The organism is Chloroflexota bacterium (assembly GCA_034717495.1).
Taxonomy (GTDB): domain Bacteria; phylum Chloroflexota; class Anaerolineae; order JAAEKA01; family JAAEKA01; genus JAYELL01.
In genome coordinates, this window is record JAYELL010000108.1 from 17,926 (window position 1) to 30,900 (window position 12,975).

At 55.7% G+C, this 12,975-nt stretch carries 8 protein-coding genes; 6 read left to right on the forward strand and 2 right to left on the reverse strand.

Features of this window, described 5'->3' with window-relative positions; translation table 11 throughout:
- Positions 1-32 precede the first annotated feature (32 nt).
- A complete protein-coding gene (locus tag U9R25_19230) occupies positions 33-656 on the reverse strand; it encodes a cyclodeaminase/cyclohydrolase family protein (GenBank protein ID MEA3338028.1) in 624 nt (207 codons plus the stop codon).
- 234 nt (positions 657-890) lie between these two features.
- Between U9R25_19230 and U9R25_19235 the strand changes: the two genes are divergently transcribed.
- The 5 genes from U9R25_19235 to fusA all read left to right on the forward strand — a co-directional run bounded on the left by U9R25_19235 (position 891) and on the right by fusA (position 8,464).
- Complete coding sequence (locus U9R25_19235; GenBank protein MEA3338029.1) at positions 891-1,325, forward strand: Hsp20 family protein; 435 nt, start codon at positions 891-893, stop codon at positions 1,323-1,325.
- Positions 1,326-1,431: 106 nt separating this feature from the next.
- The gene (lon, locus tag U9R25_19240; GenBank protein ID MEA3338030.1) at positions 1,432-3,948 is read left to right on the forward strand and encodes an endopeptidase La; all 2,517 of its coding nucleotides are present in this window, start codon (positions 1,432-1,434) and stop codon (positions 3,946-3,948) included.
- A gap of 208 nt (positions 3,949-4,156) precedes the next feature.
- A complete protein-coding gene (locus tag U9R25_19245) occupies positions 4,157-4,780 on the forward strand; it encodes a hypothetical protein (protein MEA3338031.1) in 624 nt (207 codons plus the stop codon).
- Between the two features lie 27 nt (positions 4,781-4,807).
- A complete protein-coding gene (locus U9R25_19250) occupies positions 4,808-6,139 on the forward strand; it encodes an amidohydrolase (GenBank protein MEA3338032.1) in 1,332 nt (443 codons plus the stop codon).
- Positions 6,140-6,385: 246 nt separating this feature from the next.
- Positions 6,386-8,464, forward strand: coding sequence for an elongation factor G (fusA, locus tag U9R25_19255; GenBank protein MEA3338033.1), 2,079 nt, complete (start codon positions 6,386-6,388; stop codon positions 8,462-8,464).
- A 75-nt stretch (positions 8,465-8,539) separates the two neighbouring features.
- Here fusA and U9R25_19260 read toward each other — a convergent pair whose 3' ends face one another.
- Positions 8,540-10,177, reverse strand: a complete 1,638-nt coding sequence (locus U9R25_19260; GenBank protein MEA3338034.1) for a GAF domain-containing protein — start codon at positions 10,175-10,177, stop codon at positions 8,540-8,542.
- A 234-nt stretch (positions 10,178-10,411) separates the two neighbouring features.
- On the opposite strand from U9R25_19260, the gene U9R25_19265 reads away from it, so the two are divergent.
- The gene (locus tag U9R25_19265) at positions 10,412-12,880 is read left to right on the forward strand and encodes a universal stress protein (protein ID MEA3338035.1); all 2,469 of its coding nucleotides are present in this window, start codon (positions 10,412-10,414) and stop codon (positions 12,878-12,880) included.
- Positions 12,881-12,975 lie beyond the last annotated feature (95 nt).

Consider the following 12,975-nt stretch of genomic DNA (forward strand, 5'->3'; position numbering starts at 1 on the left):
AGAAAAGCAAAGCGGGCTTACTGAGCTCGGTTTTAGGCACGCTCACGGGCGATGCGCGTCACCGATTCCTCCAGCGATGCGCCTTGTTCCTGGAGCTCATCAGCCCTGGTCTGGCACTTTCGGACAAACTGCTCATCTTCAATGTCGGCCAGATTAACCATCACATTCAGGGACGCGCCTGCCAGGCCCGCGCGGGCGATCAAGGCCCCCACGGAGGCGTCGGTGAGGGCGTTGACGTTTCCCGATATCGAGACCTTTAGCAGTAGTTCCAGGGTCTCGACACAAGCCTCCATGGTCTGAAGAGGTGTCAGGCTGGCCTCTTTGAGAGCATCCTGGATGGCCTCATCGCGAATACTGATTTCCTGGTCGGACGATTTTGGCAGTCGATAGGCGGCGCTTACCTGGCTGTAGGCGGCTGCATCGTCATCGGCAAGCTGCGTCAGGTGACTTCGCAGCGCGTCAGCCTGGGCGACAACCGCCGTCATTTCAGCTTCCACAGAGGCATATCTTTTGCGGCCTACTGTCAGCCGGCCGACCATGGCCGCCAGCGAGGCACCAAGGGCTCCAGCCAACGCCGAGGCGCTGCCTCCTCCCGGGGTTGGGCTACCCGATGCCAAAGTTGTCAGGAAGTTGTCCAGATCGAATGTGCGTATCATGGTCGTAACCCTCCTAAAATGCTGCTACGAGTAAAGGGAGAAAAGCAAATGCCAACGGCATTGTACGACAGGTTAGATGGTTTACCAAGTTCTACCGGGGCTGGACGCTACTATTAGACTTTTGTTAGATTCTGTCAACTGGATGGATAATCATCTTCAGGGGATCCCCAGTTGTGGTATAATGCGACAGGATCATCAGGCTGAAAGGTCAATTTGAGTGCGGAGATAATTCGGATGAGTGAACGAATACTTTATCAGCATATGGGAATTGGACGACTCCGGCTTGCCCGGGAAGGTCAGTGGGCTTCCGGAGGCACGCATTTCCAACCCCCGACCGACGTCTATGAAACCGATGACTTGGTCGTTGTGGTTGTTGAGGTCGCCGGGTTGCTGGAGGGCGAGTACGAAGTGACCCTTTCGGAGCAGGATCGTGTGCTCACGGTCGTAGGCCGGCGCCAATCACCCGAGCCGTTGGCGGGCAAGGTGACTTATTATCGCCTTGAGATTCCATTTGGCACGTTTCTTGCCCGGGTAGAACTGCCTGGAGCGGTCACGAAGGCCGAAGAGGCCGAAGCTGTTTACGCCGATGGCTTTCTGGTCATTACACTGCAAAAACCGAAACCGCGTCAGGTACCGGTCGACACTGTTGATTCAGAGGACAGCGCGTAGAACTTCCAACAACGGGAAGTGTACCTGTTGAAGATCGAGATTTCAGGCTGAATGCGGAGATAATCGCGTGGCATTATTCGGACGAAGTAAGGAAAACGAAGAGAGTATGTTTGAGGATCAAGAATTCGATATGGATGAGTTACCACAGGACATCGACGTGGCGGACATCGAATATGAGAATCAGGAACTGCCCATTTTGCCCCTGCGGGGGGTAGTGGTATTTCCCATGATGTGGCTACCTCTGACGGTAGGGCAGGCAAGGTCGGTCCGGCTCATCGATGAGGCGTTGGGAGAATCGGAGCCTCGGATCATCGGACTCGTGACCAGCAAAGACCCCGAAAACGAAGAGCCATTACCTGATGAAATATATGAAATTGGTACCATGGCGGTAGTGCATAGGATGCTGCGTGCGCCGGATGGCACTATCCGTCTCATTGTCCAGGGGCTGGAGCGTATCAAGATCGAGGAATATGTCCAGATCGATCCCTACCTGCGTGCCCGGGTCACGGAGATTCCTGACCTTATGGAGGAAACCGTTGAGTTGGAGGCGCTCTCTCGAAATGCGCAGGAACAGTTCCGCCAGTTGATATCCCTTGTCCCCCATCTGCCAGAAGAACTGGAGATGGCGGCAATGAACGTCGAAGACGCGCGCCAGCTGGTTTATCTTATCGCATCAAGTCTCCGGCTGGAGATCGAGACAGCTCAGGAATTGCTTGAGCTGGACAGTGTTACCGAAAAACTGCACAAGCTGACTGCCTACCTGACCAAGGAACTGGAGGTATTGGAACTGGGTCGACAAATCCAGTCGGAGGCCGTGGGCGAGATGGAGAAGATGCAGCGGGATTTCTACCTGCGGGAGCAGCTCAAGGCTATCCAGAAGGAACTCGGCGAGGGCGATGATCAGGAAACTGAGATCCAGGAGTTGGAGGAACGCATTTCGCAAGCGGGCATGTCCGAGGAGGCTGAGAAAGAGGCGCGCCGTGAGCTGGATCGCATGCGCAAGATGCCGGTCCAGGCCGCCGAGTATAGTGTGATCAAAACCTATTTGGACTGGATGGTGAGTCTGCCCTGGCAGCAGAGTTCTGAAGACAACCTTGACATCGCTCATGCTCGCCAGGTCCTCGATGAGGATCACTATGGGCTTGACGAAATCAAGGATCGGATCCTGGAATATCTGGCAGTCCGAAAGCTCAAGCTGGACCGCAAGAGCGAGGATACCGATGAGCTCACTGAGGCTGATATGATTCGACGGGAACGCGAGGGAGTGATCCTCTGTTTCGTCGGGCCTCCTGGTGTCGGGAAGACATCACTCGGCCTTAGCATCGCCCGGGCCATGGGACGGAAATTCGTGCGACTTGCTCTGGGCGGCATTCGCGATGAGGCGGAGATTCGCGGCTTTCGCCGCACGTATATCGGATCCATGCCAGGTCGAGTAATCCAGAGTTTGCGTCGCGTGGAATCCAAGAACCCGGTTTTCATGCTTGATGAAGTTGACAAACTGGGCAGGGATTTCCGGGGCGATCCAAGTTCCGCTTTGCTGGAGGTGCTCGACCCCGAGCAGAATCGGGAATTCCGCGATCATTATCTGGATGTTCCCTTTGATCTGAGCCATGTCATGTTTATCACCACTGCCAATATGCTTGATACGATCCCTGGCCCCTTGCTCGACCGCATGGAGATCATTGAGCTCCATAGCTATACCACCGACGACAAGGTCAAGATCGCTCAGGGTTTCCTGGTGCCACGCCAGATCCGTGAGAATGCCCTGCGACCTGATGAGATCGAGTTTCAGGAGGAGACACTGCGTCGCATTGTTCGCGATTACACGAGGGAGGCTGGTGTGCGAGGTCTGGAGCGCACCATCGGCACGATCTGCCGCAAGGTAGCGACCAAGGTTGCTGAGAACGGATCCGAAGCGCTGTATGTAATCACGCCTGACGTGTTGGTGGATTATCTGAAAAAGCCCAAGTTCTTCGATGAGGTTGCCGATCGTACCGAGATCCCGGGGGTAGCCACAGGGTTGGCGTGGACCATGACCGGCGGAGACATCCTTTTCCTGGAGGCGACGCGCATGCCAGGGAAAAAGGACTTCTCCGTGACAGGCCAGTTGGGCGACGTCATGAAGGAAAGCGCTCGCGCTGCCATGAGCTGGGTACGGGCCAACGCAGACAAATGGGGTATTGATCCCGACTTCTTTGAGAACTCGGATATCCATCTGCATGTGCCGGCCGGTGCTGTGCCCAAGGATGGTCCCAGTGCCGGGGTGGCGATGGCAACTGCGCTGGTATCCCTGTTAACGGGACGTTCGGTGAAGGCCAATGTGGGAATGACTGGTGAAATCACCTTGCGTGGAAAAGTGTTGCCCGTTGGTGGAGTCAAGGAGAAGGTGCTGGCCGCCCGACGGGCAGGCCTCGGTACGGTAATCCTGCCTGTCCGCAATGAGAAGGACCTGGACGACGTTCCCGAACGTGTTCGGGAGGATATGACCTTCATCTTTGCGGAGTGGGTCGACGATGTTTTGGAAGCGGCGCTGGAACCGCCTGGGGATAGTCCTAGTGAAAACGGGCGTGACCCGGCGGACGGTGTGTCCGAGACGGCAGAGATCGATGCGGTTCCCGCGTAGGGTCTACCCGCTAACAGGAAAAGGGGTCGCTGGCATGCGTGCGACTTTGCGGGACTGTTTGAACAGTCTAGTCCATGGGCTTGTTGGGTCTTCAAAGTGTGCCTCGCTGCATCAGGCGGGTTTCCAGGCCTGAATCTCAGCTTTCGAGCGGCCAGGGGAGACCTTCGACCCCTTTTCAAACAGCTACTGAAACTCTGGAGAAGAGGCTATGGCGATAAACTGGGACGAAAACCTCAACGAACTCCGTGTTGACGGCGGTCAAATCAGTGCCGTGAAATGTGGCGTGTTACCGGCCAGCGAGGCGTATAATCTTGAAGATGGAGAACAATATTTCCAATTGATCTCGGCCAACTTTATCAACGAGATCGATGCGCGGGGCCAGCATTCGCTTTACGTGGATGTGGTGGATGAGAACAGCAATCGCCTGGATGGCACGACGGTAGTCCACGGCTGGCCGTGGAAGAAGTGGCCGGACGAGGACGAGCATGTATCCGAAAAGATCTTTGGTGCTCATCTGGCCAACTGGGGAATCTACGCCAACTATGATCCCAATAAGGAGGAATATGGTCCCTATTGGGCCAAGGTCGATGGCAAGTCTGACGTGTTTTACGGCATGGGGTTGCCCTGGAACCGGCATGTAAGCTGGTCCCTGGTCTTTCAACGTGCTGTGGCCGGTGACTCAAGGGGTGATATTTCGCCACCACCTGCGCCTGACGAATCAGTTGTGGTCAAAAAACTGGAATCGATCGAGGATCGCTTGTTGGCTCTGGAGACGGAACTGAGGGCTCTACGAGAGGCCCTGGCAGAGCGGGATGATCACCCCATCACATAGCTGAGTGAAACGGAGAGGAAGAGGGCAGTGGCAAGGGTGTTGATTGAACATGCAGATGTGATTACTCTCGACGAGCCCGGCAGGGTCCTTCGAGACACTTCGGTTGCCGTGGAGGGTGATCGGATCGTCGCGGTCGGGGAGGTTCCTTCAGGTTTCGATGCCGATGAGATGCTCGACGCCAGCAACAAGGTTCTGATGCCTGGCTTTGTAAATGCTCACACCCACGCGCCCATGACCTTCGAACGGGGTTGGGCTGAAGATCTTCCTTTGGATCGATGGTTCAATGAGCGGGTATGGGTCGTTGAATCCCAGCTCAGCGAGGATGATGTCTATTGGGGCGCGATGCTGGCGGCCGCCGAGATGATCCGTGCTGGTACGATCGGCTTTGCCGATCATTACTTTTATATGGACCGCGTCGCGGAAGTTGTCGAACAAACAGGATTGCGGGCAATGTTGGCCTGGTGTGTGTTTGGGGAAGAAGACACCATCGGTATCGACCTGGCGGGAACAGTCGACTTTGTTCAACGGTGGCAAGGGGCTGCCAACGATCGCATCCACACGGTTCTGGGCCCCCATTCGCCCTATATGTGTTCTCCCTATTTCCTGGCTCGGACGGCTGCCGTCGCGGCCCGTATCGACACTGGTATCCACATTCATCTGGCCGAGTCCCGAGAGCAGGTCGCCAATTCGTTGGCAAGCCATGACCGCACTCCCGTGGAAGTACTGGAGGCCAATGGCGTGTTCGACGTGCCTGCCATCGCCGCCCACTGCATCTACCTCAACGAGGTGGATAAGGAGATCCTTGCCCGCCATGACGTGACCGTCGTTCAATGCCCCAACTGCCATATGAAACTGGGGATGGGGGTAACGCCGGTACCTGAATTGTTAAGCCTGGGTGTCAATGTCGCATTGGGAACGGACGGTACGGCCAGTAGCAACGATCTCAACATGCTGAAGGAGGCCCGTCTTTCAGCCTTGATTCAGAAGCATGAGCACGCAGATCCCGAAATCATGCCGGGCGATCTGCCGCTGCGCATGGCGACGCAAAACGGCGCTCGAGCGCTCGGTTGGCCTGATAGTGGCGTTGTTGCCCCTGGCATGGCGGCCGATCTGATCCTGGTTGACTGCGACCAACCTCACTGGCGTCCCCGGCATGATCTGATGGCCAATCTATTACATGCGGCTCAGGGAAACGATATCAGCCACGTCATGGTGGCGGGGCAATGGTTGATGAAAGACCGCAACCTGCTCACGATGGATGAGGATCGGATCCTGTGGGAGGCTGAACGGCGCGCGTTGGCGTTGGTGGATCAGGATCTGACTGTTGTTCGCTCTTACGATGCGGGGATAGCGAAATGAGTCGTCGCCAGGCTTGACGTCTTTTGACAGCTAATGGTATATCGGTTAGAATAAAACATAAGCCGCCGGCAGTTCGCCCTGAGGTGACGCTGGCGGCGGAATTTGTTTGCCCAGGGCCGGTGATTTGCGGATATCGCGATCAAAGTTTTCGACTACCCTGGTCGAGCAGCGCGAACCGATGATTGCTTGCAAGGCTGGCAGCTAGATATAAGGCCAAAATGACTTAGTCAGGAGGATCGACCGTTTATGAAGAAGTATGATTCCGACCATGTTCGCAGTATAGCTCTGGTCGGACACAGCGGTTCTGGCAAGACATCGCTCTCGGAAGCCATGTTGTTCGACGCCGGTGGCCTTACGCGCATGGGGCGCGTCGAGGATGGCAACACCGTTTCCGACTACGATTCCGAGGAACGACGGCGGGGCATCTCAATTAGCATGGCCATCGTTCCGGTGGAGTGGAAAGACTACAAGGTCAACGTCTTGGACGCGCCAGGCTACATGGACTTCGTGGGGGATGTCTATAGTGCCTGTTCGGCGGCCGATGCCGCCGTGGTCGTCGTTGATGCTGTGTCAGGGGTCGAGGTTGGTACCGAACTTGCCTGGCAGGTGACCGATGAGGTTTCCGTTCCCCATATCATCTTTGTCAACAAGATGGACCGGGAAAACGCCGATTATCAGCGTGTGCTGCAGAACCTGCGCGAGGTATTTGGCGCTAACTTCGTGCCAGTGCAGATCCCTATCGGCAGTGAGACATCCTTCAGTGGGGTTGTCGATCTGATTTCCAGGAAATCGTATTTGGGCGAGGATGGCACCGAGGGTGACGTGCCCGCGGATCTGGCAGACGAGGTCGCCGAGGCTCACACCAACTTGATGGAGGCAGCTGCCGAAGGCGATGATGATCTGATTATGAAGTACCTGGAAGGCGAAGATCTGGAACCTTCCGAGATCATGCAGGGCCTTGAGGCTGGCATACGTAGTGGTGACATTGTCCCAGTATGTTTTGGCTCTGCTACCCATAATATCGGTATTCAGGGCTTCCTACAGTCCCTCACGACATTGGTACCCACCTTCACCGGTGGCGATGGAGTGGCCGTAAAGGACTCTGGTGGCGAGGAAAGCCTGCTGGCCCCTGATCCTTCGCGTTCCCCGATCCTCTTTGCCTTCAAGACGGTAGCCGACCCTTACGTTGGTAAGGTGACCTACTTCAAGGTAGTAGGTGGAAAGCTGGATTCTGAGTTCAGCCGACTTTTCAATACAAGGACAGAATCCGAAGAACGCCTCGGCCAGTTTTATGTCGTTCAGGGTAAGGAGCTCATCAATATCGACGGTGCCTCTCTTGGAGATATCGCAGCGGTCGCCAAACTGAGCGAGACGATCACCGGTGATACCCTGGCTGTGCGGGATGAGGAGATATTTGTGGTGGGACCGGAGTATCCGAGCCCGCTCTACGAAGTGGCCATTCATCCTGTAACCCAGCAAGACTCGGCCAAGATGGGTCCTGCCTTGACTCGCCTTCGGGAACAGGATCCTACACTCCGTTGGCGCTACGAAACCGGTACCCGCCAGACCATTCTCTCCGGTATGGGCGATACTCACATTGATGTTGCCGTACGGAACCTGGAAGAGAAGTTCGGCGTAAGTGTGATTACAAGCGTGCCCAAGGTACCCTATCACGAAACGGTTACCCGATCTGCACAGGATTCATACCGCCACAAGAAGCAGACTGGCGGCGCAGGACAGTTTGCCGAAGTTCATATGGAAGTCAAGCCATTGGACCGGGGTGTCGGCTTCGAATATGATACGAAACGTGTCTTCGGAGGTTCGATCAGTAACTCCTTTTTCCCCTCCATCGAAAAGGGAATCCGGTCTGTTCTGGAAAATGGCGTAATTGCGGGCTATCCCGTGGTCGATGTGCGCTGTGAGGTCTACGATGGCAAAATGCATCCGGTCGACTCCAAGGATATCGCATTTCAGATTGCCGGTCGCGAGGTGTTCCGAGGAGCCTTTTCCGAGGCGGGTCCGGTTTTGCTGGAGCCCATCGTCGACGTCGCTGTGACCGTACCAGATGAGTACGTGGGCGACATTATCGGTGACTTGAACACGCGTCGAGCTCTGGTTCAGGGCATGGGCCAGGAACGTGGCAAGAGTGTGATCCAGGCTCAGGTGCCTCTGGCCGAGATGCAACGCTATGCCACAGAGCTTCGCTCCCTGACTCAGGGACGAGGGGTATACACGCTGGAGACCTCCCACTACGCGATCGTTCCCAACAATATCGCTCAGGAGATCATTGAGGAAACAAGGAAGGAAAAGGAAGAAGGCAAATAGGCTTTCAACCAGCACTAACCTCAAAATGGGCAATCACGGCTCCGTTGCGGATTCTTGCGCAACGGAGCCGTTTGTTTAACTCAGCTCTTCCAGGGGAACGGCCAAAAGGACCATGGTACCATTCTCTTGCCCGGGTCGCGGTGATGTGATGGTCAAAACGGCCTGGATTTTCTCGGCTCGTTCTCTCATGTTGAGCAGGCCGAATTTTCCCCGGTCTCGATGGGTTCTGTCGGTCGTGCCGGTATCGAAGCCACCACCGTTGTCTTCTATCTCGACGATCAACATGGGTTCCCGTACCCACAAACGCAGCCATATCTGGCTGGCGTTGGCATGACGCATGATGTTGCTCAGCGCTCCCATCATGATCAGGTAGACAATCGCCTCGTTGTCCCGGTTGGTGAACGTTGGCAGGGGCTCCGACGTAAGGTTGATGTCATGGCCCCGCTGGCGCTGCCGCTGGACATGACTTTGGAGAACCGCCAGCAATCCCTTGCTTTCGAGGATCAATGGGCGAAGTTCGAATAGGGAATGGCGGATTTGGTTATTGGCCTGCTGAGCCAGATCTCTGAGATAATCGAACTCCTCTTCCAGGTTCTTATCGCCCGAGATGGCCAGGCGACGGGTGACTTCAAGATTCATGATCAGCGCCGACATAATCTGAGCAGCGCTGTCGTGCAGATTGCGAGCCAATCGGTGTCGCACATCTTCCTCGGTCCGAAGTATCCGGTCTCGCTCTTCTCGTAAGCTGATATAGAGGCGAGCGTTGTCCAACGCAATTGAAGCCTGGGCGGCCAACAAGGTCAACCAGTCCAGATCTTCCGCACTGAAGTCCTCGTCATCTTCCTTGTTCAGCACCTCCAAGACTCCAAGCGCCTGTCCCTTGACCATCAAAGGAACGCAGATGATGTTTCTGGTGACCTGGCCCGAGGATCCGTCGACACGGGGGGAAAACCTGCCGTCCTCTCGAACGTTATTGACGATGGCAGGTTGCCCATTGCGCGCGACCCAACCCGCTACACCTTCAGTGACAGGCACGCGGAGTTGCTGAAGTCGATCGGTGTTTTCGCCATACGAATAGGCGATTTCCAGTTCCTGCGTTTCGTTGTCGAACAGCAACATTGACGATGATGTGGCCCCAAGCGCATTGACGGCCAGAGCCGTCGTACCTTCCAGAATCGCATCCATATCAAGAGAGGAGGAGATGGCCAGGCTGACCTCATTGAGCACGTTCAGCTGGGTCAGCCGGCGTTGCATCTGGTAACGTTCCGATGCAAGGAGGCTCAGCCTGCTGATCGTCTGGACCAGCGCGTTGATCGATCGCAGTTTCGATAGCGAACACAGGGACTCCGGGGGAAAAAAAAGACTCAGGCCGCCAACAAGCTCGTGTCCCTGCCGGATCGGGACATGGCATAGGGGCAATACAGGGTGGGTCTCCGAACTTGCTATGGGTGGAAGGCTTCGCAGCGAACCACGTCCCGAAGGCATCCAATCGACGACATCGAGAAGCTTTGACTCCCATTTTTTGATCGCCTCTTGCGCGGCCTCGTCCAGATATCCAGTCTCATGGCGCTCGGGATTCTGGAGATCAACCAGGACCTGTCCACCACGGGCGCCGTAGGTTTCCGCGATCCATTGCAGGGCCCCAGCCCACAGGGCGCTGGGACCATGCTCCGTCACCAAGCGAATCAGGGTTTCAAGGATTTGATCGTCCATATCAGTTCATTGTAGCAGCCGATAAGCATGATGACAAGCTTGCTCAACCATTTGAACGGTTTGACCGACTGATCTTATTGACGCTGCATAAAATGTCGTCTATAATAGGCCCGTTGTTCAATATTGGACAATCGATGCTTCACGTCCCGCACACTCACCTGCTTCAGAGCATCTCGGAGTACGTTCCAGCACCTCAGTCGTTAGCTCTGCGGCGCATTGGAAGAAAGGATACGTATGGCGGCACCAATATCCCGCAAGCTCTCTAATTCATTCGAGGGCGCATTGGCTGGCGGCGGTGATCCCGCAACCTCACCCCTTTACGTTTTTGGACCATTTCTGAAACTTATCGTCATTGCCGGCGTGGCTAAGATCACCTTTGGTGCCAGTATCTGGCTGGTGGTATTTACGGTGGTAGCGGTGTCGGCTATGTATCGCCTGGTGATGCGCTGGGTGACGGATGGCAGCGGCGGTAGCGGCCTGAGTGAAGAGGAATTTGGCCCCTGGGCAGTCAAGGTTAACGCAGGCATCACCTTTATCGAATATACGTTGACTTTCCTGGTCAGTATGGCGGCCATGGTCACCTTCATGGCTGATCGCCTTCCCGCCCTTAATCAAGATATTTTTGGCATCCAATACCGCACCTTCGTTGCGATCATTCTCAGTATCATCACAGGCTGGTTGGTGAATCGAGGGCCAAAAGTTGCTGCCCGTGTCTTCGGCCCTGCAACAGCAGGAGTGCTGGCGTTGCTGTGGATAATGATCCTGACCAGTATCTGGCAGCGCTATGCTCCAAATGGAATTCTTCACGGAGTCCCTTTGGTCCCCGGCATAAACCTCGAAGCTTTCAAACCGGAGTACCTGTTCCAGTATACCCTGGGCGGATTTGCCCGCATCTTGGCGTTGATGACCGGAATCGAGGTGTTCGCCAATCTGGTGGCTGCCTACGAGGGTGACGACGAGTCCAAATCGCGTAAGGCCTTCGGTAGTTTGGTCATTGTTATGGGAACCACTTCGCTGACCATGTTGATCGTTGGCCCTGCAATTGCCGCTCTTTCCGACATTGAGCATGCGGAGAAGGTGTCTGTCTTTACCCAGACGATGGATACATTGCTTCCATCGCCGCTTCCGATGATCGGTACGGTCGTCGGAATCCTTGTACTGCTCTCAGCTTCGGCGGCCAGTGCTCAGGGCCTTCAGAATTTGGCACTGGGCCTGAAAGACCGGCATTATGTTCCGGCGATTCTCGGCCAACGCAATCAATTTGGCGTGGCCAACTGGCCAGTTTGGATCGAGGTCGGGATCGTGGTGCTTATGTTCCTGGTTGCTGGAACTAACGAGGAGACCTATTTGGCCATCTATGCCGCTGGCGTTTTTATCCTGTTGAGCATGACAGGATGGGCTACGGCCAAACGCCTGATCCGGTTTATCAGGGAAGGCCAGGGCGGCAAGCAAATAGTAATGCTGATCGGGGTCGTTTTTGCCGCCGTCCTTTCGACGGGTGCTACTACCATTATTTTCGTTGAACGTTTCACGGAAGGTGCATGGCTCTATATTCCAATGATCGCTGGCCTATTCTTGTTTTTCACCTATTTCCGCCGCAAGCTGGGCGATCCAAGCCCCCTCATGGAGGAATTGGGACAGCGCGAGCAGGCTATGTGGGGTTTGGGAATACCGCCCGGGTCAGCTGATCTGCCTGACGCAGCAATGGTAGATTTCGGTTCCACACTCGCTGCGCAGGCGGCCATCACCGGTACCGACCAACTTATCGTTCCAGCAAGTAGCTGGCGAGGAGAAAAGGCTGAGATCGACAAGGTAGTGGTTTCGCTGGACGGCTCGGAGTTTGGAGAATACGCATTGCCCATGGCCCAGGCTGTATGTGAGGTTACCGGTGCATCACTGGTTCTTGTGTCGGTGATTCCGGTCAAGGGCTTGCTGCGGGTCCTGCCCAATTCACCCGGCGGTGAGATGGAGTCGGGGCAGGCCGAGCGCGAAACCTACTTGAGCCAGGTTGCTGGAAAGATGCAGTCGGCCGGCATTGAGACAGAGTACTATGTGGCAGTCGGACCGGTGGCAGAGGCCATCAACACAGTAACGCGCGAAACCGATGCCGACATGTTGATCATGAGTACCCATGGACGATCGGGCATGGATCGCTTCCTGATAGGAAGCGTCGCCAATGCAGTCGTACAACTGGCTACCGCACCAATCATGCTGCTACGGCCCGATGACGAAATGCCTCCCACCACGTTGGAAATGGACGAGGTCCTGGTGACCCTGGATGGTTCCAGCTATTCTGAGCGCGTGCTTCCCTATGCCAAAACATTGGCCGATGCTATCGACGGCGAAATTATTCTGCTGACCGTGCCACAGGTACCTGAACCGGAAATGTATGGCGCTCACTACGATGCTGTCAAGGAACTGCGTGACATAGCAGAGGTCAACGCGCAGCGCTATCTGGATTCGGTGGCGCACAATCTGCGGCAAGATGGGGCCAACGTTCGGGCTATCGTGACAGGTTCCCGGCCGGCGACCACTATCGTGGAAACCGCCGAGGCCGAAGGAGCCGATCTGATTATGCTGGCAACCCATGGCAGGGGTGGAATGGACCGTCTGGTGGTTGGCAGTGTGGCCGACCGCGTGGTGCACCACACGAACTGTCCAGTGTTCCTCGTGCCGGTGCACGAGCGTCGCACGCCCCATTGACAGCAGAATAGCTGGCTTTTGGTACGAACTGCCGGAGGAAAATAATGGCCCCGTGGGCAAAAGTCACCTGCGGGGCCTTTTCGATTTCACTGATC

What these genes read in the sequence shown, in the direction of transcription:
- U9R25_19260 (MEA3338034.1), bottom strand. Translation starts at nt 10,177, where the DNA reads ATGGACGATCAAATCCTTGAAACCCTGATTCGCTTGGTGACGGAGCAT.
- U9R25_19230 (MEA3338028.1), bottom strand. Translation starts at nt 656, where the DNA reads ATGATACGCACATTCGATCTGGACAACTTCCTGACAACTTTGGCATCG.
- lon (MEA3338030.1), top strand. Translation starts at nt 1,432, where the DNA reads ATGTTTGAGGATCAAGAATTCGATATGGATGAGTTACCACAGGACATC.
- U9R25_19235 (MEA3338029.1), top strand. Translation starts at nt 891, where the DNA reads ATGAGTGAACGAATACTTTATCAGCATATGGGAATTGGACGACTCCGG.
- U9R25_19245 (MEA3338031.1), top strand. Translation starts at nt 4,157, where the DNA reads ATGGCGATAAACTGGGACGAAAACCTCAACGAACTCCGTGTTGACGGC.
- U9R25_19265 (MEA3338035.1), top strand. Translation starts at nt 10,412, where the DNA reads ATGGCGGCACCAATATCCCGCAAGCTCTCTAATTCATTCGAGGGCGCA.
- fusA (MEA3338033.1), top strand. Translation starts at nt 6,386, where the DNA reads ATGAAGAAGTATGATTCCGACCATGTTCGCAGTATAGCTCTGGTCGGA.